Genomic DNA, 26,486 nt, shown 5'->3' with positions numbered 1-26,486 from the left:
AGAGACAGCCCTTCAGGGCGGGGAAGATGTCAAGACAGATCTGATGTTATACTCTGTGTCGTTTCACGGCAGCAGATACGATCGGCCTCAGTTGCTGTGTCGAGGGCACCTAATATCGAATCAGGCCTGGCGACTACGTACGGTTGAGTTAGCAGTTGCGCTGTTCTCAGATGTCGAAGCCCCGATTTTCGATGACTTGATCCGCAACCTCGTCTGGATCCACACGATCCATAATCAGATCGATAAATGCCTGATCAAGTTCGTATCGTTTGCTGTTTCTGACTCTGTACTGGCGCTTCAGACGGCCTTCAGCGTCGTAAATCAGATTCTCGTACTCGAAGACATCGTCTTCTTTGAAGAACATTGCAAATTGCTCGCGATCCCACCCCATCGGAGTACTGTCAGAGATCTTCTCTGTCTGATTCTCGATCGGCGAGGTTGCCTCTTCACTGCTCTGCTGTTCCGATACTCCAGCTTGAGACGATGGTTGAGGGGTGTCTTGGTCCTTGGAGTCGTCTCGTGGTTTTTTCGGGGTATGACTTCCACCTTCTTCTCCATCAAGGTCGACGAATTCATCGAACTCGCCCTCACTCATTAGCAACTCCCTCCTGCTCAACGATGCGAACCAGCTCATCTAGATGATTGAGTGTCTTCCGGTCGTTCTGACTCACCGAATCCTGCTTTTCGAGATACCGACCGAACGGCATGTTCTCTTCCTCTAAGGCGTTTTCGAGTGTGGAATTCTTTCGGAGCCCTGGTTTCGGGGGATCCATTTCCCCGGCATCGATCGCATCCCAGTCCTCCGACGGAATGCGCGCAAATGAGGGGAGATACCGAGAGAATTGCTCTGAGTGGTTGAGACTCTCGATAAGGCGTCTATCTGCTTTGTCGTGCTTGAGGTACTCACTGATCATGTTCGGGACGATCGCAAGGATCTTGAAATCCATCTGTTCAGGCATCTTGTCGACAACCCGCTTGTATGTTCGTTTGAACCCGGCCCGATTCATATCACCTGGTGGGATGGGGATAATCGTTCGTCCAGCCGCACCATACGCGGCCTTGGCGATATGGCTCCACTCTCCCCCACCATCCATGATTATGTAATCGTACTTACCGTCGTTGAGAAGAGGCTGTGTGAAATTCTTCTTTAGGAGCGTGATACTGTTATCGCTGAGTTCGCTCTCCAGAGTGCTCAGTTTGACCGATGCCGGAACGAAATCCCATTCCCAGCCAGTGGGGAAGATGTACTCATCGAACTCGCCGTACTCGTGAATAACGATATTCGTGAGGTCGTGTGTTGGATCCTCAAAGACATCGTGATAGCCAAGACTCTCGGTGATATGGCCATTTGGGTCGAGGTCCATGAACAGGACGTCGTGGCCATGCTGAGACAGCCGATCGGCGAGATTGAGCGCGAGGAGCGACTTTCCCACACCCCCCTTTAGCATATTCACGCTCACTGCCTGTCCCGTAATCGGCTTTGCCTTCTCTTCCTGGAATTCAAGTGAATCGGTACTCATGATTGGTATTGTGGCACGACCGGTGTAGCCAGTGCGACCGGATAATTATCGACCCTGGGATGCTGTTCGCCCGAAATTAGCGGTTCTGGCCGCTGGGACCTCCTGATCACCTGTGAGCAGTTATCCGATGATACGTGCTCCACACTCTGCCTGTGCTGGGTCGGAAAATAAATCTTTGTCAGACATAAGTCAGCGAACTGTAAGTACCCAGCAAAGTTTGCGAGTTTTGCTGCATCAGCACACAAAGTAAGCTATGCATAACCTGCTAAGTGTGTTCACTCCACTAAGTCAGCTTAGTATGCTAAGCCAACTAAGTCTGCTAACATAGCTTAGTCAGCTTAGCTTACTTAGTTCCAAGAGCATTCATATCAAGGGCTTCACAAAATATAACATTTATTTGCCATGGTTATTGGGGGGAAGGGTATCCATTCTAGGCTAATCCCGACGTGACCGCGACGAATTAGGCTGGAATCTGCTCTTCAACAGGAGAACGGGACTGTTCGTTGGCGACGATCACAGGATCAGTATGTGCTCAGGAGCGCTCACGGTGGTGAACGCTCCGAAATCCTCGATGAACGCGAGTGCTGTAGCTGTGGAGTCCCACGAATCCAGTCCGCTTACGCTGGATTACGCGAGGCCACATCAAACGGTTCGTGTTGCACCTCGTCGAGCAACAAGAGTCGGTGAGCGTTCGGGTCCAGTGCATCGTTCATCAGCGATTCGACCAACTTCGGCGGTTCATAGCCGAGTCGCTTGGCGACTCGGGGAAGAATCCGATCACTGTGCCGCCCGAACGCTCGTGCCCACCGTTCCCGAAGGAGGAGCGATGACGCGTCCGCGTCGTTCTTCTCATCCTGCTGTGCTTCGTTGATCTCTATGAAGAGCTCTCGAGAGGCAGTTCTTCAGACCGACGACGATGCCGTGACGAACCATTCCCATCAACTGCATTTCCCAGTGACGGGCCGGTGAAAGAGTCGTACAGCGCGGTGACTTCCTCCCCATCCTACCGTTCGCCTACGCACCACGACGAGCGCTTGAGAGTGGTGTTTGCCTATTCGATGACGCGACTTGCAGGAACCGTGAAACGTCGGGTGGAGAACAGTGTGACTGCCCTTGTTGAGCTTGAAGCCGCGCTGGCTGTACGTGAACGACCGAAACTCTCGTGACACTTTCCAGTTCAGGCTACCGACATGAGCCTTCCTCTTTCAGTCGCGACAACCCTTTGAGGTTGTCGTAGAGACGTTCGACCACAACCTGCAAGGTGCGCGAATACACGTCTTGCAGGTCCGTCCACCACTGCTTGAAATCAGGCAGCTCGCGGCGGCCAGCCCAAATTTATTCGATAAGCCAGACAGCACGTTCACCCTGAAATATACAAGTAGGCAGCGCTGACAGGCAGAAGCCAGCTGATGAATGCCATTGAAGACCGTGAGCAGCAAAAGGGACCATGACGACATCCGATGAACCGCGACCACGCAAATAGCGCGTTCAAAACGCAGTTGTCCGTTCTTAGACAGCGACAAGTACGGCAACGGCTGTCAGTAATTCCAGGCCGGGGACATCGCGGGCAAAGACCCAGAACTCACCTCGTCGATGATCGGAGCCTATCTCCCAGCGCTAGAGGACGAATCGCCTTTCCATCGGGAATCACTGTGGCTAAGCATACGAAGCGGAACAGTTCGACGGTGGGGGTTGTCAGGGGAGAAAACGCTTCGTCGCAACTTGCTGGCAGTGAGTGAATCTGGGCAGAGCCAGTGTGGATCCATTCGTTCGGCGCGACACGGGGCAATCTATGCACCCCAGAAGGGTGAGGTGTTTGAAGATACTCACGGTCGGGCGTCAAGTTCCCCATTCGAAACGAGGAGATGGCCAAGTACGCCGACGCTCTTGTGGCCATCCACGTCAACGACTCGCACAGGACGGCGGACATGATCGACACCGCTCGCGATCTCCTCGACTCCGATCGTGTCCACCGCGTTCCTGTCACGAGCGGCGAGTGACTGTCAGACCTTATGTACAATTTGACGCTCATCCCGGTAGACCGTAACATCAATTCTGCTGGCGATCACATGGCGGTCAACGATGGACGAGGAGTCAGCTCAGGTCTTCCTTCCACCGCGTGAGCGATGCTTCGAGCGTCTCCGTCTCGCCCGATTCGGCGAGACGGTGACGTGTGTCCACTGCGAGAAAGATGCTGTCGTCAAGCGGGGTACGACCGGCAAAGACGCCCAGCAATACTGGTGTAAGGCGTGCGAGACCTACTTCAACGACCTCACGAACACGATCTTCGGCCAGCATCGCTTCGGCCTCGAAGAGATGTTCTACACCGTCAAGGAGATGCGATCTGAGCCGACTGCTCAGATCGCTCGGGACCTCGATCGCGACTACGAAGCTGTCCTCAACTTCGTCCACAAAGTCCAGGACGTGAGCGGTGAGATCGACGAGTTCGACCTCTACGGCGTATGCGAAGCCGACGAGGTCTACGTCACAGCTGGTGAGAAAGGGCTCGAAGACGAGGACGGGAGTCCGCGCTCGCGCGGACTCTCAAAAAAGGACGCGGGACCTTCGCAGCAGACAAACCGCCAGTCTTGACACTCGTCCGTCGGAACGACGGGCGAGTTCGGTTTCTCGTCTGTAAGGATCTGCAAAACGCCGATGAAGATATCGCCGAGTACGGCGACGGAAGCGTGATCCTTTGCACCGACGGCTACACGATCTACGACGACATCGAGGACAAGGAGGGAGTGGACGGCCATCTGGCCGTCACTCACTCCGACACCTACGTCATCGGTGATGCTCACACGAACACTTGCGAGAACCGCCATAGCTTCCTTCGCCAGTGGCTGGCGAAGTTTAGAGGGGTCTCGAAGCACCATCTCCAGAAATACCTCGGCTTCCTCGGACTGAAACTCAACTCACCGAACGACTGGTTCGAGAAACTGCTGTGTTACGATGTATCGGGATGAGCGTACCGTATTAGGCTGAACATGACGTAATGGGTCGTCTGGACGGTATCACCTTGGAAGATCTCCACGAAGTTCGAAAACAAACGGACGGAGAGAAGCCGCGAGAACGCGTTCTCGCGGCGATTGGTCGAAAGCAGGGTGATACGCTACCGCGACTTGCTGAACGTCACGGTGTCGTCGAGAAAACCATCCGGAACTGGCTCGATCGGTTCGCCGAAGAACCGATCGAGCAGGCTCCCTACGATGAACAGCGACCAGGCCGTCCCTCGAAACTCGAAGACAAAGAACGCGACCAGCTGTTCGAACATCTCCAAGACCCGCCGACTGAACTCGGATACGAGCAGCAGGCGTGGTCGACAAGCCTGCTGCTCCACCACATCAAAGAGACATACGACGTCGAATACAGTGGCGGTCATGCACGCAAACTCCTCTGTAAGGCCGGACTGTCCTACCGGACAGCCCGGCCGCGCCATCATGAAGCCAATTTAGAGCAGAAAGAAGAGTTCCAGCGGACAGTTCAAAAAAAAACGGCCCGAGCTGAGCGAGAAAACCGTTGTCGTAGTTGATCAGTTCACCAAGCGTGTTGGTACCGTCCAGCGGCTTGGTTGGTACCCGATCGGCTCAGATCCGTCGATAGAGATGACGAACTCTTGGGACAAGGTGACAGCGCTCGGCGCTGTCACCAACGACGGCGAGAGCTTCTACTGCTGGACGGAGGATTCCCTGAAGACGCAGCATGGACTCTGGTTACTCAAGGCACTCCAAGAAGAATTTGGCGAAGAGTTGGTAGTGTTTCTGGATCGTGCCAGCTACTTCTACACACGAGATCTCTGGGAATACGTCAGTGGTGAACGAGCGACCGAAACTGTCGGAGACAGTTCGGTTGCGTGCGTGCGCGGAGAGGATCTTGAGGTGTGGTATTTTCCACCGAAATTGCCGGAACTCAACCCTGTGGAGGGATGCTGGGACCGTCTCCAAGAATGGTTCAAGCACCGACTCGTGCCCGATCTATCGACGCTGAAACAGCAGATTCAGCGAGGTCTGCCAACAGTCGAAGAACCGAATATCTGGAACTATCTCTGCCCGTAATGTGGCAATTACTTATGAACGACCCTATCAGCATCGTCGTTATAGGCGACTTGTCCAGCCGTAACTACAAGAGAGTGGTCTGCAGGGACCGTTGCCACCTACGAGAAATCGGCGTCTTCTTCCCAGTTCGTTCCTGTATGGTGTGTTTTGAATGTCATCGTGTTGAATGTGATTTTCTATCAGCCGATGGTCTTAGAGTTCCGTCGCGGTTTTGAACGCCTCCCAAACCGCCTCGTCGAGTGTTCGTGGAGCCCAAGAGTCACCGATACGGTGGACTGACACGTCGCTGTCCATAAGTGTACGGTACATGTCGTAATTTGTCTCACCGCCGTGAGCGAAAACGACGGTATCGACACCGGTGCGACGGGTACGCTCGTCGTTGAAAATGTTCTGTAGAATGATTTCCTCGGTCTCCACGGCGTCGATTTGGTGGTGTGGTGTCATTGTTACGTCAGCAGCATAGAGTTCTCCGAGAAGCGAGTTCTGAATGTACTGCTGAACTGATTCGCCCGGTGTGTAGGCTGACGTTACGACTTCTACTTCCGCGCCTGCTTTGGTAGCCTGTATCGCTACATCGAGGGCGGCTTCGTTGCCATCCCAGTCGGAAACAAGGACAGCCTCACCGAATGGTTCGTCTGCCAAGAGCGCCTCTGCGGCGGTGTACGTGGCCAGTTCGTCAGATATCGGTATTTCCGGCACTCGACCCTTGGCTCCTGTCGCAAGAATGAGTTCGTCAGGATTGTACTCGTCCACGTCATCAGGTGCGAACGGCATGTTGAGTTCGACAGTGACATCGAACTTATTGAGACGTGCGTTGAGCGTCTCTAGCCAGTCCTGGTAGCGCCCGCGGTGATCAAGATCAGCGTAGGAGGTCACCTGCCCACCGAGTTCGCCTGCGGCTTCCAAGAGTGTTACATCATGGTCACGCTCGGCCGCGGTCGTGGCTGCGACAAGCCCCGCTGGTCCGCCGCCAACCACAAGGATAGACTTAGGATCCATTACGGGGTTGTGGTCACTGTACTCAGCCTCACGCCCGGTAATCGGGTTGATAGTACACCGAATCGGTAATTCCTCTTGATAGCGCCCGATACAGCCCTGATTGCAGGCGACGCACGGAATTACGTCATTCCAGTTATCGTCTTTGGTTTTCCGCGGAAGCTCTGGATCAGCAATCAGAGCACGAGTCATCCCCACCACGTCTGCCCCTGTCTCCGCTAACATTTGCGTCGCCTTCTCTGGCGTGTTGATGCGTGAGGTAACAATGGTCGATCCAGTGGTGGCTTGGTCAATGACGGCAGCGGGTGACCGCGTGACTGCCTCTGACTCTGTGGCCGGCGGAACAATGTAGCTACATCCTTCCTGCGTACTAGAGCTACCGACGACGACACTCCAGTAATCTGGCGATGTTGAATCGTCGATATGCTCAATGATTGGAAGGGTTTCGTCGAAGGAAAGACCTTCCTCGGAACGTTCCTCGGCACTTAGACGGATGCCAACAGCGAATTCGTCACTGGTACGTTTGCGGATGCGCTCGACAATCTCTGTGGTAAATCGACATCGGTCCTCTAAGCTACCACCAAACTCGTCATCTCGCTCGTTGACGTTCGGACTCCAGAACTGTGCTGGCAGGTAAGTGTGAGACCCAACGACTTCAACCCCATCAAGACCGGCCTGTTCCATTCGAGTCGCAGCGTCGGCGAAAGCGTCTATCATCTCGTATACCTCCGCCGTCTCCAACGGTCGAGGGATAACATGCAGGCGGTCGGTTGGCTTGTCCGATGCTGAGAGTGCTGGCGGCGCATACTCGCCGGCATAGCGTTCGCGGCCACCGTGAAACAGTTGTACCATCACGCGGGTATCCGCATTGTGCATCGCTTCAGTAAACGGCTTGTGAGCATCTACGATAGCGTCAGTACTTGCGTCGATAGTATGGTCATTTAGCAGACCGCTTTCGTGCACAGCATGTGCTTCGAGGACGACCAGTCCAGCTCCACCCTTTGCTCGTGCGAGGTGATATGCAGAGAAATCGTCTGTGGGAAGGTGATCCCGAACGAGCGTAGTCTGGTGGCCTGAACTCATAATGCGATTCGGCAGTTGAACCGGTCCTAATTCTGTTGATTGGAAGAGGGCGTCATTCATGGTTTTTTCTGGAGGGAGATCTCATAGAATCAGTATTGCGATTCATATCTGAGTTCATCGTACATCGCCCTACGAGAGGACTATTCCTTAAGTTCGAGATGACCGATTCAAAGCGAAGTTCACTTGGCAATGTCATGCTGTATCTCATCAGGAGATGAGTTCTCATTTGATAAATAATTTGTTGAAGCATAGAGCCACGTATAGAGTTGAGGCATTCGTCTTTAGCTAACTCCAGCGGTTGGTTGAGCGGCGGTAGCGAACTGTTCCTGTAGGACTGGACGCTGTTGATGGATCTTCTGGGCGTCGGCTGCCATTCGGTCTAACAGCGGCGGTGGCGAGTAACCGAGGTAGTCGCTGAGTCGCTTGAGGATCCGCTGGGCGTGCGACCGGTAGTCATTTAGGGAAGTTATGAAGATAGCGGAGTGATTTTACCGTAAGTTTTACTGTAAATTCGCTCTCCTAGCGAATATGCCGCCAGATGGATACACAACTGTCACAATCAGCGATAGCGTAGCAACGAAACTGACGCGGATCATGGCGGACCATGATCACGCCAGTTACGCTGAAGCGATCGAGTACGCTGCTGATACAACTCTCATTCAAGAGGATGAGATCACCGTACAGGAACTAGTTCAGGTGGTCGACGAACGACTCGATAAGATGGACGAAACCCGTTTACCGTAGAAATTACGGTAAACATTTCAGAACTTCTCTCAACGACTAAAGGTCGCCGCCCAGCGTTCCGGTGGGAACACCGCCTCGTCGTCCGCGTGCTCGATCACCAGCTCTAGCAACTCGCGGCTCACCAACAGCGTCAGCACCGCCGCATACAGCAAAATCTCCACTACCGCAGGGTTGCTCGTGTCGAACTCATCGAGGTCGTACAGCGTCTTCAGCTCACGAAACAGCAACTCTACCGCCCACCGACAGCGGTAAATCGTCGCTATATCCGCCGGTAGGAACCACTTCCTCGGGAGATTCGTGATGTAGAAGTGGTAGTCGTCGGCGTCCTCGTTGCGGACGCCGACGACGCGGAACTGCTTCGTATCCCATGACCGCGTGCCTTCGTACAGCCCGCGTCTGAACGCTACTTCGACCTCGACGTCAACGTATTTGCGGTGGAGATCCTCTGCAACCTCGAAGACCTCCTCGCCTTCAAGCGGAATGGCGCGGCCGCGCCATTCCCGCAGTTCTGCGACGATCTCCGGTTTCGTGTTGGTCTTGAGACGACTCACGAAGTAGCCGCCGTTCTCGTCGATCAGCGCGAAGCGGCGGAATTTGAAGTACGCCAGATCGAGAATCAGCAACCGTCCACGGAGCCACGACCCAGTCTCGAACTCGGTGCTGTCGTGAGGACGTTCGCCGGTAACTCTGATTTTCTCGATGGTTCGGTCAGTGACGTTGTGGAGCAGGTGGAGCTTCGCTCCAGCCTGCTCCTCGCGTCGTCCTTGGTACTGCTCTTTCAGGAACCGATGCAATCGCAGAACGGTTGCATCGGCGATCATCACGTCTCTGAACTGGTCGAACTCATCGCTCACAGTGTGCGGGACGGCGACCTCGTCGAGCGCGAACTCGACGAGGTCGCTGAGATACGCGGCGAACAGCGGTGTCAACCGCTGGTAGAAGCCGCCGGGCGAGAGTGTTTTGTCAGCAGTAGCGTTGTAGGAGCGGCGAAACGCAGCGAGTGTTTGGCTCTCGCCGGTGGCGAAGCCGAACACGAGCGCCCAGACCATCGCTGGAACCTGGAACTTGCTGTCGCGTTCGACCACGCCGAGGCTCTCGGCGTGGTCTTCGAGAGCACTCGATGGAAAGAGCGTAGTGAGCCGCCGTTCAATCCGATCCGAGGAGGGTTCTGGAGTCACACCGAACTCCTCCTCACTCCGTTCATGAGCCGACTTCGCTTCCAGCCGCAGTCATGCGGTTACTCTCTTAGCTAAAGACGAATGAGAGTTGAGGATAGTAGATTACATCTTATGGAGGGCATATTCAGTTAGAGATTCACTATTCACTGAGCCGGTATGGTATTGAAAACTTGGTGGCTCTATTATAGACTGTAGTAAAAGTAGAGCCGGTGAGCAGGCTCTCGTGAGTGAATTCAAAGATTATCCACCCGGATCGGCTCACTTTGTGTTGGAAGCATGCGTTCTAGATTAGCGCCGTGTTCTGCCGCTGTCCGCTGATTGGAGACCGCCGGAGCTACCGGAATGAGAGACCCGGTGGAACGTGTGACCTACGACCCACCGGATTCGGTCGTTGTTGATCGCATCCAAAAAGCGTTTCCTGGTGATGAGTTGCGCGAGCGCGCTCGCGCAACGAATCTCATCCAACGACAGCGCAAGTTCGATGTCGTCGCACTGTTCTACACCCTCGCGTTTGGCTTCGGTGCTGGCTCTGAACGCTCTATTCAAGCGTTCTTTGAACGCTATGTCGAGATGGCTGATCTCACTGAACTCTGCTACTCATCGTTCTACGAGTGGTTTTCTCCCGGATTCGTTGCTCTCCTCCGAGAGATCCTCGATGACGCTATCGAGGATCTCGATCCCGGTCGCAACCAGCTCCGCGGCCGCCTCGAACAGTTTCGAGACGTCCTCATCCGCGATGCTACGTTCATCTCGCTCTACAACGACGCAGCTGATGTGTACAATTTCCGCGAGGACGTTGCTGGCTCGGCTTGGAAACTCTTCCCTACGCTCGCTGACTGGTCAGCGAGCAGTCGGTAGTGAGATCGAACGGCGGTTCCGGGTGCGATCCTGATGTTTTCGTCCTGTGCTCGGCGTTACTCGTCTCCCGCCGTGGTTCGAACAAGCTCTCTCAGCGTTTGAGCCAGCTTTCTCCGACAGCCGCAACGCTGATTCGCTCAAACACCTCGTGAGCGCGCTGATTCTCGCCGAAACGCAGTGGACTGTTAGTGGACTCTCCCAAGGGATTTCGCGTCCCGACGGGAACGCGAAATCCCGCAGAGCCTACGACTACTTCTTCGAGGGAGCTGACTGGTCGGCCACCGATCTCGCCCAACTCCACGCTGAGTACGTCTTTGACCAGCTCCAGGTCGGTACCGGTGACGACGTACTCCTTCACATCGACGATACGTTCGCCGGCAAAACCGGCGACGCCACCGATGGCGTCGCCCGGTTGTACAATCCAGTCGAAGGCGAGACAGAACTTGGCAATAAGCTCGTCACTTCTTGCCTTCAGGTCGGCGAAGTCTACGTTCCTTACCTTGCGCGGATGTACGTTCCAGAGGACCTCGCAACGGATTTCGACGAGCCGTTCAAGAAAAAGACCGAGATCGCTGTCGAAGAGATCGTGACGCCGCTCCAGCTCCCGGCTGGAGCGGCTCTCACCGTCGTTTTCGACTCCGCGTACTACGGTGACGAGAGAGTTGCTACGATCCAAAATCAGGGCCATAATGTCGTCTGTCGGCTGAAATCCGACAAACACGTCTCACCACAGGGTGTCGTCTGGACCCAACGCGTCGACGCCTTCGCGTCGACGCTGGAGTACGAATCGACGACGATCACAGTTCGTGGAAAAGAGAAAACCTACGACATTGCGAGCAAGATCGTCGAAATCGAGGACGTCGGTCCGGTGAAGATCGTCGCGAGCAAGACCGAGGACACGACTCGACACTACCTGAGTACGGATCTCGGCCGATCAGCGGCCGAGATCCTCGAACTCGTCGAACACAGGTGGAACATCGAGACGGTCCACGAGGAATCGAACGCGAAGTTCGGCTTCAAGCAATACCAGCTGGAAGGAAAACAGGCAATAGAGCGCTACCTCCAGCTGGTGTTTCTGGCATGGACGCTGGTAACGTTCGCTGAACGGGCGAACGTGGCGTTTTGGGAAGAACGAGGCGGACTGAGCGTCCGCCTCGATCACGCCAAGGAAGCGTATCTCGTGGAAACGATGCTCGAAATTACCGAAAAGGTTGCTCCCGTCGCTCCGCTCGCGGGAGCGACGGAGCAACTGCATGAACTGGTGCGTGAGTTCTCGTGGTCTTCTCTCGCGAATTCGTTTGTTGCGGTTATTGAAGTATAAACTCCATTAAAGAATTGGCACGGTTTCTATTGGATATTAGTTCGGAGGTTCATCTACAGAGAAACAAATGCGGGATATTTGAGTATTTTAGCTACAGCTTGCTGATTCAAACGATCTTGCCAAGCCGAGGCCGGTTGAAGCTGCCGGGCTAAGTTAACAGTGCCGCTCTTTGGAAACTATCACTTCACATACCATCTTAAGACAAAGACATATACTGACTCATCATCATTGGTCAGTATGATGGCGACTACTGTTCCCGGAGGAGTTGAGAGAAATCGACAGATGTTCCAGACAGAGGTGGGTATCTGATGAGTGACTGGAAAAATCGTTTCTCGACGTCAGGTCTCGGACGGACGCTGTTCGGGGGCGTGCTCGCGTTCATGGCGCTCGACAATTTCCGTGACTTGGAAGGGTCAATTGGCTACGCTGACTCGAAGGGTGTTCCAGAGGCCGAGACACTGGTGCCGTTTTCGAGTGGAATGTTGCTGTTTGGTGGGCTCGGTATCACACTCGGCCGATTCAAGCAGCTCGCACCGGGAGCAGTTGTGACGTGGTTCGTCGCCGTTACGCCCCAGATGCACGACTTCTGGAACATGGAGGACGATCAGCGCGAGGGCCAGCAGGTCCACTTTCTGAAGAACCTCATCATCCTCGGTGGAGCACTCTTCTTCCTCGCCAACGAGAACGAGGACTGACCCTCGCATCGCTCCAAGCCTCACTGCCACATCTCCGCTGTCATTGTGTGAACGCTCACGCCGTCGGGCTGCGGCGGCTCTGGTGCTCTTCTCCAGACCTCTCAGCGATCTGATCAGACGACTATCACCGAGCGTCTGGGTTTGTCGGCTGAGTATCACCGTTCTTGTCATCAATTCACCCGGCCAGTACTGGTCACCTGAAATCCCTAAGCTCATCCTGATACAGCGAGGAAACCCTGCCGTTTACGGCAGGGAGGAATCGCGTACGCTGTCTCTCGGTACTATGCAACCGCCGTCGGTGGGTTCGGTGGTCAGCATATGAAGTATGGACGTTCGGCGCACCGTTCCGGTGAAACTCGACGTGAGCGACGCCGACGCCGAACTCCTCCACAATACATTCGCCGAGTTTCGAGACGCCGCCAACTACGTCGTCTCTCACGCGAGAGACGACAGCGGCAATATCGAAACCAGCAAGCAACGTCTTCACGAACGCACCTACACCGAAGTCCGCGACCGAACGTCGATACAGGCGAACCTCGTCCAAGCCGCCCGCTCGCGGGCGGCGGACGCCCTCAAAGGCGTTCTCGCGCGGTGGTCGAACGGTGACTACGCGAGTCTGCCGACGTTCACTGCCGACTTCGCCGAGTACGACAAGCGAAGCGCCACGTTCCATGAGGACTACGCCTCGCTTTCGACGGTGGACGGCAGAGTCGAAGCGGAGTACGTTCTACCACCCGAGACGGATGGGACGCCGTTCGGCGAGTACGTCGCCTCCGGCGACTACTCGGTCAAGGGCGCGACCCTTCACCACCGCGACGGTGCGTTCTACCTTCACCTCCGTACAACAGCGGAGGTGGACGACACCGAACCCGTCGAGCACCCTACGGTCCTCGGCGTGGACCTCGGAATCGAGAACGTGGCGGTCACGTCGACCGGCACGTTCTGGTCGGGTGGATTGCTGAATCACCGACGCGAACAGTACGAACAGGTGCGTGGCGGTCTACAACAGACCGGGACCGAATCGGCCCACAATACCATCGCGTCCATCGGCGACCGCGAGAGCCGATGGGCGGAGGACTTCTTGCACAACCTCTCGAAAGAGTTAGTCGCCGAAGCCGTTGAGCACGGCTGTTCGACCATCGCTTTCGAGCGGTTGAACGGCATCCGCGAACGGATGCCGAGAGCCAAGAAATTCCACACGTGGGCGTTCAACCAGCTGTACGGATACGTCGAGTACAAGGCCGAAGCGGTCGGTATCGACGTGACGAAAGTGCCACCACAGTACACCAGCCACCGATGCTCTCGATGCGGCCACACGGCACGGAACAACCGCCCCACCCAAGCCGACTTTTCCTGCCAGAAGTGTGGGTACGAGGTTCACGCCGACTACAACGCCGCGAAGAACGTTGGCTTCAAACACGTCCGGTCGGGGCAAAAGTCTCCGTCCGGACGGGCAAATCGTCAGCTTGCCCTCAAGCAGGGAGCACTGAGCGCGAATGGTGAGTTTTCACCTGCCACCGGCGAGAGTCGTGACGGCCAGAGCGGGAGTTCACCTGCAAGCTCCGCCCTTTAGGGCGGAGAAGCTGACACTCACCGCGAAAGCCTTCGGCCAGCTGTTCTACACTGCGGCTAAGACTGAGACTGATCGACAATATATGCAGGTTTCGTTAGTGTTGCATTCGGCAAATAGAACTATAGTAACCCATGCCGTATTGTCAATAATGACTACTCGTTTCATCCCGACCACGACGCGATCCGCAACAGAGGTCGTCGAGAGTGATCGTGTATGGACTACCGACGAGCGCGATGCGTTCGCGACATTCACCGATCGCATTGCCGATCTCGATGTGGCTGCAGTCGACCCGACGACCGACGAGTTCCAGCAGCCATCGACACAGCTGTTGGCCCAATCGCCTTACAACTCGAATGCAGCTACCTCGCTTGAGGAAGTTCATGACATCTATCGCGAGACGGTCATGGCTGTCGATCACTACGCCGACGTCTACGACGATACACTCGAGGAAAGCCTTGCTCAGGAGTTTGGACCGGAGGTCGCGACCACCGTGCTAGCCAGCGATCAGCTCACACCACAGCTCCGTGATCGGCTTGTTGCATGCAGCCAACAAGCGCGTGAGAGCCGCCATTCGCTGCTACAAGGTCTCAACAGCGAATATAGTGCTCTCGCGACCGCCGACGAGAAGCTGACGCGCTTGGGGGCTGCTCTCGACGGGATCGTGGGGACGCGCTCGTTCGAGAACTGGACCGCCAGGGAACTCGTTGATGCTGACGAACGCCTGCGCTCGCGCAGACACGAATGTGAGCAGCTGCTCACCGATCGACAAGCCACTCTCAGCGAACAGCGCGTTCCCAGTACACATCGTATCGATCACGAATTCAGCGAGTACCTGTACGGATCACTCTCCGTGACCTATCCCGTAGTGTCGGACACGACCAGTCTCATCGATACCCTTCGTACCGCCCACGAGAATGTTGAACAAGCACTCACTACCCGAGAGCTCAACTCCGACGAAGAATTAGCCACTGCTCCCCGCGGAAAGTGTGACTGAAAGTACGAATAGTGAGAGGAATCGTGGCTCTGCTACCGCCCCTCTGAGATTAGTTGCCCAGGGTGTAGCAATCTGGTAACTACACCAACGCGTTCCGCGATGAGTCAGTACGTTTTACCAGCCTACGAGGCTACCGCAAATAGTGAAGCGAGTCTGGGACTATCGAGTGACGCTTGTCGCTCTCTGTACGCTGGCGTTTTCGCGACAATGGTCGCTCGGTTGGTCATCAGTCCAGTCGTCCCCGAGATCGTCGAGACGTTCGATTCGTCAACCATGCGTTCTAGATTAGCGCCGTGCTCTGTTGCTGTCCGCTGATTGGAGACCGCCGGAGCTACCGGAATGAGAGACCCGGTGGAACGTGTGACCTACGAACCACCGGATTCGGTCGTTGTTGATCGCATCCAAAGAGCGTTTCCCGGTGATGAGTTGCGCGAGCGCGCTCGCGCAACGAATCTCATCCAACGACAGCGCAAGTTCGATGTCGTCGCACTGTTCTACACACTCGCGTTTGGCTTCGGTGCTGGCTCCCAGCGCTCCATCCAAGCGTTCTTCGAACGCTATGTCGAGATGGCTGATCTCACTGAACTCTGCTACTCATCGTTCTACGAGTGGTTTTCGCCCGGATTCGTTGCCCTCCTCCGAGAGATCCTCGATGACGCCATCGAGGATCTCGATCCCGGCCGAAACCAACTCCGAGGCCGTCTCGAACACTTTCGAGACGTCCTCATCCGCGATGCTACGTTCATCTCGCTCTACAACGACGCAGCTGACGTCTACAGCCTCCGCGAGGATGTTGCTGGAGCGAAGCTCCATCTCACGCAATCGCTCTCGACGGGACTTCCGACTGATTGGCGGACAACAGACGGTTCGACCCACGAAAACAGCCAGATGCCCACCGGCGAGTGGGCATCTGGCGCACTCGTTCTCTTCGACCTCGGTTTCTACGATTTCTGGTTGTTCGACTGGATTGACGGCCACGACGGCTGGTTCGTCTCTCGCGTCAAATCCAACGCTAACTTCGAAATCATCGAACAACTCCAAACACGCCGAGGAAACAGCATCGCGCTCGAAGGCAAGCGGCTGCAGGACGTCATCGACGACCTGCAGCGCAAGGAAATCGATGTCGATATCAAACTCTCCTTCGACCGCAAGCGAGGGTCGTGCCGCAGCACGACCCGAGCGTTCCGTATGGTCGGTCTCCGTGATACGACCGAAGACGAGTATCACCTCTTTTTGACGAATCTCGCCGAAGAGGAGTACAGCGCGCCCGATATCGCACAACTCTATCGGGCGCGCTGGGAGGTAGAGCTTCTATTCAAGGAGCTGAAATCACGTTTCGGTCTCGACGAGATCAACACCACTGACCCGTACCTGATCGAGGCGCTGATTCTCATTGCGGCGATCTCGTTGATGATGAGCCGCGTGATCGTTGACGAACTCCAGAAACTCGACGCACAACAGCGTGAGAGCGCCGACGACGCCGCGGCGTCGTCGACGCGGATTCCACGTGGGCGTGGTTCGACCATCGTTGAACGCCATTCTCACCTGATCCACCTGTACGTGATGCTCGATCTGGGTTACGATCTGCCTGATCTGGATGCGTTGTTGCTGTGGGCATCACGTAACCCGAATCCACATCGACCGAGGTTGTACGAACGGGTCGAATCAGGCGAATTCTGGCCAGAATTCGCCTGATGCTTTCCATGGTCGGGGACGCGTCCCGACCAGCGGCAGCTCTGGGTCGGCGACGCACTCACAGCGGTGAGTGCGCCGCCCCATTCCCTTGGCGACAACATGCTGGCGCAGAAGTGGCAGTCGAATGATCGAGGAACGCTCGATTTTCGCTGCGTCCTGTAACTCACCAAATCAGATGCCGGATCAAACCGCCACTAATCTAGAACGCATGATTCGTCAACCGGTGTTCTCGGACTCGCTCTGACCGGCCTCTGGATGGCGTACGCTTTCGCACAGTTCCCCAGCGGCGTGCTCGCCGATCGATACGGCGGACGGATCGTCATCCTTGTGGCGATTGGATTGACCACAGTTGCCAGCGCCCTGCTCGCGCTCTCGCCATCGATGCCGATTTTCCTCGTCCTGACACTGGTTTTGGGTGGCGTTGCAGGGTTGCACTACAGCGTTGCGACGACACTCCTGACTCGCCAACTAAACAACATCGGCACTGCGATCGGTCTGCACAACTCCGGAGCACCCTTGGCTGGATTGGTAGCGCCGATCGCGGCGGCCGCTGTCAGCCAGTGGCTCGGCTGGCGGGCTGCGATCGCACTCGGAGCCGCCGCTGCGTTACCGGTGTTCGTTCTCTTTCGATGGAAGGTACGCCCAACTGAACCCGCGCGGCCCGAACAGCCGATGAGCGATCGATTCGCACTCAAACCGGTCATCGAGTTGCTCTCCCGGCGGAAGATCGCGTTCACTGCTGTGCTGGCGTTTCTGTTCGAATTTATTTGGCAAGCGACAGCGTCGTTTCTCCCGACGTTTCTGATTGCGTATCACGGCTACTCGGTGACGTTCGCCAGTACGCTGTTCTCGGCGTATTTCGTCATTCAGGGGCTCACACAGCCTGGTATCGGATCACTATCGGATCGGTACGGTCGCGAGGAGACGGCAGGGCTCTGTGCAGTGCTCGGGATCAGCGGATTCACGCTGCTTCTCGTCGGATCGCGATTGGCGCTGCTTCTCGTCGGGATCGTTCTCATCGGCGTCTCGATGGGGTGGGGCGCAGCGCTCCTCCCACGGTTTATGGATAACCTTTCAGGAGCGTGTCATAGAAAGCGTCACGTGCGAGGTTGCAGGGTGTGGGAATTGTGTCCAACAACGCCCAGACCCTGCAAAACGTCACTTCTGTCGACGACTTCTTGAATGTCGCGGCGACCGAGACAGTACCGCTGTTTGAGTATCTCTCTTTCGAGTTTCTGCTGGGGTACGACGTGTTCGCCCCCTGCAAGCGGGGGCGAACACGAGTTCATGAGCCACCAGAACTCTTCTGCGGCTTTCTCCACTGCTACTACGAGGACGTCTACGGCACTCGTCCCGTCGCACGAGAACTCCAGAAGCCGCTGGTCTGGCTCAGCTGTGGCTTCGATCGACCGCCGTCGCGAGACGCGGTCGATCGCTTCCTCACCGATCTCGAACACGTCGTTGACGATGTCTTTGACCACCTCGTCGAGCAGGCCGCCGTTCGGGGCCTGCTCGACTCTACGTACCGAATCGATTCGACTCACGTCGAAGCGATTCCGTGGAACGACGATGCCTCGTGGAACTACGATTCAACCGCTGAAGAGCACTACTACGGTTTCGGCTGTACGATCGTCTCGGCGGGAGCAAAGATTCCCATCGCAGCGGAGTTCACGCCAGCGAAACAAGCGCCAGAAGAGACGGCGATGCGCGTCACGCGTGACGCGCTCGCCGTCAAACATCCGGTCTGGATGCTTGGCGACAGCGCGTACGACACGCTCGATTGGCACGATCACCTGCTGGAGGCAGGGATCGTGCCAATCGCCCCGTATAACCCGCGAAACACCGACGATCCGCTCGATATCGAGTACAGGGTCGAAGACCGCATCGAAAAGCACAGCGAGGACGTACAGCTCAAACGCTCGGTCTTAGACGAGACGTACAATCGCCGGACACAGGTCGAACGAACGAATGATACGGTCAAGGACTGCGGCCTCGGGCCCGTCCGTGCCCGAGGCCGCGTCCATGCGCGGACGCAGGTGTTCGTTGCATTATGCCTTCGAGTGGTCGTCGCAATCACCAACGACGAACGAGGAGACAATCCGGGCCGCGAGATGCTCACGGCATGAGACGGATTCTATGACACGCTCAAACCATGCAATAGGAGCCGTCAAAACACCAATATAGGATAGCTGAGTGAACAAAAGCATCGATCCGAAGTTTTGTGCGAGCATGCGTCCAGCATTCGAAGCAGCCCACACTGCGAGAGACAACGAAAAGATACCAAACATGAACGCGGATTCTTTGTGGTCATGATATGTCGTAAGTGCTATCCCGACAGCACTGCCGACACCTGCGGCGAAAGTGTACGCAGGAAGAACCCATTGGTCCATATATCTGAGACAGTTTTTATTGTGCTAACACAAATTAGTTGTCATAGTGATTGGTCGGTTTCGAATGGCCGTTCTACTAATCTCATACAAACAAACACCAATAGTATACGATCCAAGAAGCAATGAATTCACAGATTCGTTGCCCTCCATCCTCTCTTCGTACCGACGCTCGGAAATTGACGTGTGAGTTCGTGCTTTGAGACTACAATATCCAGAATAAGATCTAACGTATGGGCCGCTTCTCGCTCTGGCCGATGACAGCGAGCACGTGATTCGGAACGGCGAACGCGACTCTCAAGAAAGTTTTACGCGCAGATCGTCCCAACAGTCGTGACACAACTGTTTCTCGGTGGAGAATCGTCTGACGTTGGTTTCGTCTTCCATGAATTGTGTCGAGCGTGTTGTATCCTCAACCTCAAGCACGACCTGATACCGAGGTCGCTCAGTCGATACAGGCGTATCGCAGATCGGACACGAATCCATATGAATACAAGAAGTGCGCTCAATATCAATCCGATACCAGCATAGGGGCGTATAGTTGAAATATATAATGCAAAAATACCAAGACAACGACCGGAATTATGTGCAATCTATGTGACCCAACCACCGATTTTATCAGATGTAGACGCAGGCAAATTTTCAGTTGGAAACACAAATCGAAAACCATAGCTCTGCCCATATTGTATTCATCACCTTTTTGAGCCCGTCCAAGAATTCCGCCGCACCAGTTCCCTGACGACAGCTGAAGATACTGCTGTACGATTCGACAGACCGATTCATCCGTCGACAAAAAAGAGAACCAGGCTCAGTTATCCGGCGATCGCGTCCGCCACTTCGTGGCCGTCCGGCCCCTGGCCGGACCGCCACAGTTTCAGCAGGTTGTGCGTCGCTGAGAACAACGACCACTCCGCTTGTGCCCCCGTCTCCCCGCGTAACAGGAATCGGTCGCAGCCGCGGGTGACATGCTGACCGAACACTGCTTCGACGCTCTGGCTGCGCTTGCGGTAGATGCCTCTCCCCCGTTTCGTCCGGAGTTTCCGCTCCATGCGTTCTTTCAGCCCGTACCATTTGGGGATCCGCCCTCGTGGCGGATCCGCCTCCCGAAGTTCTTTCCGTCGCTTCCAGTCTTTGGTCGTAGCGATGAACAGCTCCGTCTGCTCATCCGCTAACTGCGCGTTCGCTTTGCTCCAGTAGCCAGCGTCGGCAAGCGCCATCTCCGGGCGCTTGCCGTTCACCTCCTCGCAGTTCTCCAGCATCGGCTTGAGCTGCTGGACGTCGTTTGCGTCAGTAGTGATGTCCTGCGCGATGATGACCTGTGTGTCGCAGTCCACCATTGCTTGGCCGTTGTAGCCCTGTTTCCAGCCGTTGCTGGTTTTGAGAATTTGACTCGCTGGATCTGTTGTGTTTGCCTTCGTGTCCTCCGGAAGCTCCACCTCCTCCGGAGGTGTGGGCTTCCGGCCACGTTTCTTTCGTCCCATTTCTTCCTCTTCCTGTTCTCGCTGGCGGATTTTCTCGGCTTGTTCGTCTTTGAGTTGCTGTTCCTTGGCGTCGAGTCGGTCTTTGGCTTCCCGCAATCGGTTCAGTCGGTCCTCTTGCTCCCGGAGTTCCTCCGGGAGCTCGTCTCCCCGCTGCTTCGGACCGTATTCGTCATCCTCAGCTTCGTCGATCTCGTCGGCCTCGTCGAGGATGTCGTGGATTTCGTCGGTGATCTGCTCACGAGTGCGATTTTGATCGAGGGCAGCGTCGCCTTGGACGCGCCGGCCGTCCAAGGCGACTTCACCCATCTCAACCATGCCAGCTTCCCGACAGAGGCGAAGAATCTCAACGAAGAGGTGCTCGAACTCCTCGCGGTGGTTCTTGCGGAAGAGACTGATCGTGCGGAAGTCAGGATGTTGATTCGCAGCAAGGTAGCGAAAAGCGACGTCACGTTCGAGGAGACGGTCGAGTTTGCGGGAACTACGGACCCCGATACAGTAGCCGAAGACGAGAATCTTGAGCATCATGACGGGATGGAAGGGCGGCCGGCCACGGCCGTCCGCCCGATCTTCTGGATAGAAGGGATCGAGCCGGCCCTCGTTGTCGAGATGATCGATAACGTCGGAAACGTAGCGTTCGAGGCTATCGTCTTCGACCCACTCCGCGACGTTCTTCGGCAGGAGGTGTTGCTGATCTTGGTCGTATCGGATAAAGTTAGACGTCACGTGTGGATCCTTACGCTATACAGGAGTTTCCGCTAGATAAAATCTACGTCATGTGAACTCAGAATCCGTAGAATCTGATTTCCTTGCCGATGTTTCTTGGACAGGCTCTTTTGCTTGCTCTATTATGACGTTAAAGGTAGTGACCATCTACCAATCCTGCCCGTTCTGCAATCGAACATTCGAGATCGCTGCTAGAGGCTACAAACCCCTCAAGGAACACGTCCGACGCGACCATACCGACCAAAAACAAGACATCCCACCTTAGCATGATGACTCCACTTTGAAAATTCATACCGAACAAGTCCAAATGACGTGGTACAGCCGCACAGAGTCCGGATGGACTACAGGGGCGGCATTCACTGGCAAACGGGCTCTGTATTTTGCTATTGAACACGACGACGAAACGAGCCACACAATCGAAAAAACGACAAGATCCCACCCTGTGAAATGAGGAGCCCGCTGCTAAGACAATCTCTCCGCTTCGAAATCTCGTGTATCTCCCAGTCCAGAGGTCGGCTAACTGGTTTTCTCATGCACAGCAATCTGGGAAATTTAGAGTGTCAGTGTATCTTTCGAATCCAATCGTGCATGAGCAATCCATCTGCCTGACTTCAGCTTTGGCTAGAATAGCCTACCTATCACTCCCACCCATCATTTCCGCTGTTTCTGGCTCTTGGTTGCATCCTTTTTAGCGTGTCATAGAATACTTCACGTACCTCACCAGGAGCCCAGGAAACGGTATCTAAGAAACAGCCAGTATCGGTAGTTCCCGATTCTATTTTCCTAGACTCGCATTCACACCCGGTTTTGACGGTCGATTCGAGAGTGAGAGCAGTTTGGTGAGAACGAAGTAGACGCTCACGACTGTGAGCGTCGTCTCGGCGGCTGTATCGATTCATTGAGCCGAGAGCTGCTGCTCAGGAGGGGCGGCCCAGCGGCCTGACCGGAGTCAGGCCGCGGTCGGGTCGTAGCCCGGTGGCAGACCGACGCCGTTGGTCTCCCACGTGTACTGCCAGCCGAGATCAGCGCTCAGATGATCTCTGATCCAGCCACATACCAGTTCGAACGTGAACTCGGTCGGAAGGTCGCGCCCGCCCTGCCGCGGGCGGGCGACGACCGCCCAACGGACGACCAACCAGAGATTCCGCAAGAGGAAGCTCACAGCCACGAATACGAAGCGAATCAGTGGATCTGGCGTGGCAGTTACCGCTCTCGCTTCGCGGTAGGTACGGTAGCTGGTTTCGATGGCTGAACGCTTGCGGTAGAGTGCTTCGACCTGTTTGGGCGTGCGATCGGTCAGATCGCACGCCACGTAGCCACGGACGACCTCGCCATGCTTGCCGCGGTCACCGCTCTGGTACGAGACACAGACCGCGTGCGGGAACCGAAGTTCCCGCTCTTTGCCCTTGTACATCGCGTATTTGGTCCAGTAAGAGGCGTGCGTGTCGAGTTGGTCGCGCAGCTGTTCGCCCTTCTTCACGACAGGGAGAACGACAGGAGCGGTGGCTCGAGCGCGTCGAATGACGCGCTCTTGGTAGTATCCACGATCAGCGAGGATCGCATTGACCTCGAACGGAAGCTCTTCGACACGATCGAGGACGCGCCCGACCGCGTCGGCCGCGTCCTCGTCGCTCGTGACTGGCGTAATAGCGAGTGTGAGCGGCTTCTTGGTATCGAGGACGAATGCGGTACAGTAGCGGTGACAGTCGGTAGTGCCGTCACGGGGCTTCATCGAACAGATCTCGCGTGGATGGTGGAGATACGTCCCGTGATAGGGATTATCGACGAAATCGATGATCACGATCCTCGACCGCTCGGAGTCGAGGATCGTGGTGGCGTGTTCGGTGAGGAGGTCGTTAACGACGGTTTCGAGCGCGTCTGAATCGATGGTACGGAGCCAATCCATGACGGTTTCGTCGTCATCGGGCGTTTCGTCGGTATTTTCGATGACGTGATGAACAGAGGTAGCGTCGGTGGCGGCTCGTTCGACAGTTTTCCAGATTACGTCGGCGTCGAGGGGCGAACCCTCGACGCCTTCCATAGGGAGTGCTGAGAGGAGATCAAGCGACAGCGTTTCCATCTTGTCCGCCGAAATCTGCTCGTCTGGTTCGGTGAGTTCTTCAAGCACAGTTCACCGAACTAGACATATTCTGAAGTGGTCACTGATTGAGATTACAGTAAGAATTACTGTAATCGGCTCAGTCACAGTCGGGAACTACCTAGTATTGTCGCAATTCAGAGCCAGCGGTAGCGCGCCTCTCGACCGAGATGTGAAAATCATGCCAACCGTTCTATGACACTCTGTCCCTTTAGCTATATGAAGAACCGAGACTTGTTGCAGACTGCAATAATCCATGTCCCTCATTGCAGGGTCCTTGTCATGACCGTCGACAAGCCGGGAAATCGCAGCGCGAGAGTGTCTCTCTCCGATAGCTGTATAACATACCGATGGAACATATGAACAATGGCCAGTACACAACCTGTTGACGGTCGGAGTGACTCCCGTCCACGATCCAACTGGAGAACTCGCGGGCGTGCTGTCGCGATTGGACTTGGACTGGTGATCTCGGCCTTTGCAATCGGGACGGTACTTTCGATCGTCCCGATTCTCGTGGGCGGAACCAGTCTCGCTGTGCTCACCGTCGTGTTCGTCCTTTCGGAAGCGGGCTATGCCATCGCCGGATGGGTGTATGTCCACCGGTGGTTCACTGAGAAGGTGTCAATCGAGATTCCGACGCCACAACAGTTCGGATGGGTGATTGCCAGCACACTCGTCATGCTCGGGATTGCAAGCGGAATCGGCGCACTCAGCACCAGAACGGGCATCCAGATCGGGCGTGCCGACCAGGAACTCCTCACAGGAGATCCGACGATGGTACTCATACTGGCAGTGCTTTCATTCGTCGTCATCGCGCCAGCCGAGGAGTATCTGTTTCGTGGTGTGATTCAGCGACGACTCACCCGGAGTATGCGAACACCCGCTGCTGTCGGTGTGGCCGCTCTTCTGTTCGTTATTCCGCATGCGATTGGCTATCTCGGTGGGATCCAAGCGATTGTTCTGCTGAGTATCGCTCCGTTCTCACTCGCAGTCATACTGGGTGCGCTGTACGAAAAATACGACAATCTGTCCGTTCCAATCCTCGCTCATGGGCTCTACAATGCAACTCTGTTTCTCATAACCTACGTGACAACATTTTAGCCACCGTTCGCTGAGCCACACGATCTTGCCAAACCGAAGTACTGAGTCTACTTTCACTACGCTTTGATGAGGTATAAGTACGAATAGCCGGGGGTACAGGCTGCATGACGGACCTCATCGTCAAAGCGGCAGTCAAAGAACAGCTCGCAGACCAGAACATCTCATCGGATTTCTATGACGCGCTCGACAGCGAAGTAGCGGACTTGCTTGCGGATGCAACACGACGATCTGATGCTAATGATCGCAAGACTGTCCAGCCGCGCGATCTCTGAGCAGGGATTATCGGGACAGTACTTCTCTCAACTCGTATCAGTCGGTCCCAGAGTGAGATGCTCGTCGCGTGAGTGACTCTCTGGGGACTCACCATTCGTCTGGGAGCAGCCGATCCCCCGCTGCCGGTGCCGAAGCGATATCGTTGGGCGTGGCACCCAGTCCGCCGTGGTGAGAACGGGAGTATTATGTGTTTCTCTTGTGACCAGTGACTCATGCCGCTTGATGAGTCGGACTGGAAGCAGTTGGGACCAAGCAAGTCACAGATAGCGATCATGCGTGATTTCCTCGAAGACAACGCACCGCAGGCGTACACGCTGGAAGAAATCGCCGACGAGACCGAAGTCGTCATGGCCTCAAGCAGCGGAGGACAGATCCCCATGAGCAGTCCCGAGCAGGGTCTCGCCCAGGCAATCGGGCGAGTCTATCTCGAACTGTTGGCCGAGCCGCTAGTCGAAGATGCCAACGTCGAACGCCGCGCCGACAGTAGCGGTGTCGAGTACTATCGCTACAACGTCGAATAGGACGGTTGCGTCGGCCATCCCGCGCAAACGATCGCTTCGGGACGCCGCTGGACACTGCGTGAGAAGATGTTCTCTGTGGCGATATCGTCGATATTTGCTCGCCCTGCTGACCCGGACTACTGGCTCATTTCGCCTGTCGTGTCGGATTTCATCTCAGCGAGTTTGGTGCTCACCGCGTCGATCCGTCCATCGAGTTCGTCAACGAATCCACTCGTCTGGTCGGTCGTGGTCGCGCCTTGGCTGGTCGGCTCGATCAGGCTCTCTTTTTCGAGCACACGCAATGAGTAGCGGATTTTGTGATGGGCGTAGCCGGTTTCGTTCGACGTTTTCACGATACCGATCGGTTCGTTCTCGATCACCATCCCCAGCACCTGCAGATGGCGTTCCAGCATATCGACCTCTTTCTCCAATCGATCTATCATGATGTCCGTTATCTTATCTCGCATGAAGTAAATCTTGTTATCGAAGAACGAACCAAGGAAGCACGTCACGGGTGAAATCGATGGACATGAGGGCTACTCGTCCGCTGCATAGTCGTTTCGAGAATCAATGTCTTTTCCTGTGGGAATGACCAATACTGGGATATGTACGACTTGACTGGGTTCCAACGCGACGCGCTGTACGCGATTGCAGGGCAGGATGAGCCGAAAGGGCTCGCGATAAAGGACGAACTTGACAGCTACTATGAGAGCGAGATCCACCACGGTCGACTCTACCCGAACCTCGACGAACTGGTTGAGAAAGGACTCGTCGAGAAGGGCGAACGCGACAAGCGGACCAACTACTACGACCTCACCCAGCGTGGCCGTCGCGAGATCGATGCTCGCCGCGAGTGGGAAGACCAGTACGTCGCTGCCGAGGCTTAGGCCGGCTGTCTGACACAGTGTTAGAAACGAGTCACCGCCGCTGGCGGCCGGTGGTTTGATCGCGTCAATCAGGTAGTTACTGTCGGCGATCCTTCTGCCTGCATTCTTTGCAGAGAGTCCGCCTGTCGGTGAGGGTTCCGACGCGCAGTACGTCGGGCTTGTCCTCGCCGCACTCTTCGCACGCGCCCCAGCCACTACTGAGGTCGAGGACATCGTCCGCATTGGTCATGGTCGGTGGTTGAGCATATCGTCATTCTCAGTGGAATCGCTTTCGGTGGTTTCTGGACCGCCAGCGCTGAAACCCTCCGTCGTGATCGAGTGACA

23 protein-coding genes and 5 pseudogenes are annotated in these 26,486 nt (G+C 55.7%); 17 read left to right on the top strand and 11 right to left on the bottom strand.

Translation table 11 applies throughout. The annotated features are described in order from the left end of the window. Positions 1-166: 166 nt before the first annotated feature. From MUK72_RS14735 to MUK72_RS14725, 3 genes and pseudogenes are all read right to left on the bottom strand, one after another. Positions 167-595 carry a hypothetical protein gene (locus tag MUK72_RS14735; protein ID WP_244705844.1) on the bottom strand — a complete coding sequence of 143 codons (429 nt, stop codon included), beginning with the start codon at positions 593-595 and terminating at the stop codon, positions 167-169. Then, entirely contained in the window at positions 588-1,520 is a 933-nt protein-coding gene (locus tag MUK72_RS14730) for a ParA family protein (RefSeq protein ID WP_244705842.1), read from the bottom strand. The genes MUK72_RS14735 and MUK72_RS14730 overlap by 8 nt, the downstream gene beginning before the upstream one ends. A 1,094-nt stretch (positions 1,521-2,614) precedes the next feature. After that, positions 2,615-2,843 (bottom strand): annotated as a pseudogene (locus MUK72_RS14725) (RNA-guided endonuclease TnpB family protein); the annotation flags it as partial. Between the two features lie 542 nt (positions 2,844-3,385). Here MUK72_RS14725 and MUK72_RS20245 point away from each other — a divergent pair. From MUK72_RS20245 to MUK72_RS14710, 4 genes are all read left to right on the top strand, one after another. Continuing rightward, complete coding sequence (locus MUK72_RS20245; RefSeq protein WP_280518328.1) at positions 3,386-3,520, top strand: hypothetical protein; 135 nt, start codon at positions 3,386-3,388, stop codon at positions 3,518-3,520. An 82-nt stretch (positions 3,521-3,602) separates the two neighbouring features. Next, a protein-coding gene (locus MUK72_RS14720) for an IS1595 family transposase (protein WP_244705840.1) occupies positions 3,603-4,486 on the top strand; the annotation gives its coding sequence in 2 pieces (ribosomal slippage) (positions 3,603-4,065 and positions 4,065-4,486; 885 coding nt in all). Between the two features lie 29 nt (positions 4,487-4,515). After that, on the top strand, positions 4,516-5,052 hold the full coding sequence (locus tag MUK72_RS14715) for a winged helix-turn-helix domain-containing protein (RefSeq protein WP_244705838.1): 537 nt from the start codon (positions 4,516-4,518) through the stop codon (positions 5,050-5,052). Continuing rightward, positions 5,024-5,575: a transposase gene (locus MUK72_RS14710; protein WP_080503492.1), complete on the top strand. Its 552-nt coding sequence runs from the start codon at positions 5,024-5,026 to the stop codon at positions 5,573-5,575. The genes MUK72_RS14715 and MUK72_RS14710 overlap by 29 nt, the downstream gene beginning before the upstream one ends. A 192-nt stretch (positions 5,576-5,767) precedes the next feature. Here the strand turns inward: MUK72_RS14710 and MUK72_RS14705 are convergent, their stop codons facing one another. Then, a complete protein-coding gene (locus MUK72_RS14705) occupies positions 5,768-7,714 on the bottom strand; it encodes an oxidoreductase (protein WP_244705836.1) in 1,947 nt (648 codons plus the stop codon). A 468-nt stretch (positions 7,715-8,182) separates the two neighbouring features. Here MUK72_RS14705 and MUK72_RS14695 point away from each other — a divergent pair, with 468 nt between their 5' ends. Further along, positions 8,183-8,398 carry a hypothetical protein gene (locus MUK72_RS14695; protein WP_049913308.1) on the top strand — a complete coding sequence of 72 codons (216 nt, stop codon included), beginning with the start codon at positions 8,183-8,185 and terminating at the stop codon, positions 8,396-8,398. 38 nt (positions 8,399-8,436) lie between these two features. On the opposite strand, the pseudogene MUK72_RS14690 reads toward MUK72_RS14695, so the two are convergent. Next, positions 8,437-9,549: pseudogene (locus MUK72_RS14690) on the bottom strand (IS4 family transposase); the annotation flags it as partial. 369 nt (positions 9,550-9,918) lie between these two features. Between MUK72_RS14690 and MUK72_RS14685 the strand changes: the two are divergent. From MUK72_RS14685 to MUK72_RS14650, 8 genes and pseudogenes are all read left to right on the top strand, one after another. Then, positions 9,919-10,356: pseudogene (locus MUK72_RS14685) on the top strand (IS4 family transposase); the annotation flags it as partial. A 124-nt stretch (positions 10,357-10,480) separates the two neighbouring features. Then, positions 10,481-11,755, top strand: a complete 1,275-nt coding sequence (locus MUK72_RS14680; RefSeq protein WP_280518327.1) for an IS701 family transposase — start codon at positions 10,481-10,483, stop codon at positions 11,753-11,755. Between the two features lie 308 nt (positions 11,756-12,063). Next, positions 12,064-12,450 (top strand): DoxX family protein, encoded by a 387-nt coding sequence (locus MUK72_RS14675; RefSeq protein WP_244705832.1) that lies wholly within the window; start codon positions 12,064-12,066, stop codon positions 12,448-12,450. Between the two features lie 325 nt (positions 12,451-12,775). Beyond that, a complete protein-coding gene (locus tag MUK72_RS14670) occupies positions 12,776-14,023 on the top strand; it encodes an RNA-guided endonuclease InsQ/TnpB family protein (RefSeq protein WP_244705830.1) in 1,248 nt (415 codons plus the stop codon). Positions 14,024-14,171: 148 nt separating this feature from the next. Beyond that, positions 14,172-15,017 (top strand): DUF7260 family protein, encoded by an 846-nt coding sequence (locus MUK72_RS14665; RefSeq protein WP_244705828.1) that lies wholly within the window; start codon positions 14,172-14,174, stop codon positions 15,015-15,017. A 351-nt stretch (positions 15,018-15,368) separates the two neighbouring features. Beyond that, positions 15,369-16,712, top strand: coding sequence for an IS4 family transposase (locus tag MUK72_RS14660; RefSeq protein ID WP_244706031.1), 1,344 nt, complete (start codon positions 15,369-15,371; stop codon positions 16,710-16,712). Between the two features lie 225 nt (positions 16,713-16,937). Beyond that, positions 16,938-17,894: pseudogene (locus MUK72_RS14655) on the top strand (MFS transporter); the annotation flags it as partial. Further along, positions 17,840-18,838, top strand: a complete 999-nt coding sequence (locus tag MUK72_RS14650) for a transposase (protein ID WP_160135853.1) — start codon at positions 17,840-17,842, stop codon at positions 18,836-18,838. The pseudogene MUK72_RS14655 and the gene MUK72_RS14650, both read left to right, overlap by 55 nt. Here MUK72_RS14650 and MUK72_RS20440 read toward each other — a convergent pair. From MUK72_RS20440 to MUK72_RS14635, 4 genes and pseudogenes are all read right to left on the bottom strand, one after another. Beyond that, positions 18,761-19,102 (bottom strand): histidine kinase N-terminal 7TM domain-containing protein, encoded by a 342-nt coding sequence (locus MUK72_RS20440; RefSeq protein WP_425311091.1) that lies wholly within the window; start codon positions 19,100-19,102, stop codon positions 18,761-18,763. The genes MUK72_RS14650 and MUK72_RS20440 overlap by 78 nt on opposite strands. Positions 19,103-19,911: 809 nt before the next feature. Then, entirely contained in the window at positions 19,912-20,886 is a 975-nt protein-coding gene (locus MUK72_RS14645) for a transposase (protein ID WP_244705824.1), read from the bottom strand. Between the two features lie 132 nt (positions 20,887-21,018). Next, positions 21,019-21,303: pseudogene (locus MUK72_RS20565) on the bottom strand (transposase); the annotation flags it as partial. Between the two features lie 949 nt (positions 21,304-22,252). After that, positions 22,253-23,383, bottom strand: a complete 1,131-nt coding sequence (locus tag MUK72_RS14635; RefSeq protein ID WP_244706029.1) for an ISH3 family transposase — start codon at positions 23,381-23,383, stop codon at positions 22,253-22,255. Between the two features lie 480 nt (positions 23,384-23,863). Here MUK72_RS14635 and MUK72_RS14630 point away from each other — a divergent pair, with 480 nt between their 5' ends. From MUK72_RS14630 to MUK72_RS14620, 3 genes are all read left to right on the top strand, one after another. Further along, positions 23,864-24,502 carry a CPBP family intramembrane glutamic endopeptidase gene (locus MUK72_RS14630; protein WP_244705820.1) on the top strand — a complete coding sequence of 213 codons (639 nt, stop codon included), beginning with the start codon at positions 23,864-23,866 and terminating at the stop codon, positions 24,500-24,502. Between the two features lie 104 nt (positions 24,503-24,606). Next, the gene (locus MUK72_RS14625) at positions 24,607-24,774 is read left to right on the top strand and encodes a DUF1931 domain-containing protein (RefSeq protein ID WP_244705818.1); all 168 of its coding nucleotides are present in this window, start codon (positions 24,607-24,609) and stop codon (positions 24,772-24,774) included. Between the two features lie 213 nt (positions 24,775-24,987). Further along, positions 24,988-25,296 (top strand): hypothetical protein, encoded by a 309-nt coding sequence (locus MUK72_RS14620; RefSeq protein WP_244705816.1) that lies wholly within the window; start codon positions 24,988-24,990, stop codon positions 25,294-25,296. Positions 25,297-25,412: 116 nt separating this feature from the next. Here MUK72_RS14620 and MUK72_RS14615 read toward each other — a convergent pair whose 3' ends face one another. Beyond that, positions 25,413-25,718, bottom strand: a complete 306-nt coding sequence (locus tag MUK72_RS14615; protein ID WP_244705814.1) for a hypothetical protein — start codon at positions 25,716-25,718, stop codon at positions 25,413-25,415. 162 nt (positions 25,719-25,880) lie between these two features. Here MUK72_RS14615 and MUK72_RS14610 point away from each other — a divergent pair, with 162 nt between their 5' ends. Beyond that, on the top strand, positions 25,881-26,162 hold the full coding sequence (locus MUK72_RS14610) for a helix-turn-helix transcriptional regulator (RefSeq protein WP_244705812.1): 282 nt from the start codon (positions 25,881-25,883) through the stop codon (positions 26,160-26,162). 76 nt (positions 26,163-26,238) lie between these two features. Here the strand turns inward: MUK72_RS14610 and MUK72_RS14605 are convergent, their stop codons facing one another. Continuing rightward, positions 26,239-26,391 carry a hypothetical protein gene (locus MUK72_RS14605; RefSeq protein WP_244705810.1) on the bottom strand — a complete coding sequence of 51 codons (153 nt, stop codon included), beginning with the start codon at positions 26,389-26,391 and terminating at the stop codon, positions 26,239-26,241. Between the last annotated feature and the right edge of the window lie 95 nt (positions 26,392-26,486).

The organism is Halococcus dombrowskii, assembly GCF_022870485.1.
GTDB classification, from domain to species: Archaea; Halobacteriota; Halobacteria; order Halobacteriales; family Halococcaceae; genus Halococcus; species Halococcus morrhuae.
This window is presented reverse-complemented; position numbering and strand designations above follow the sequence as displayed.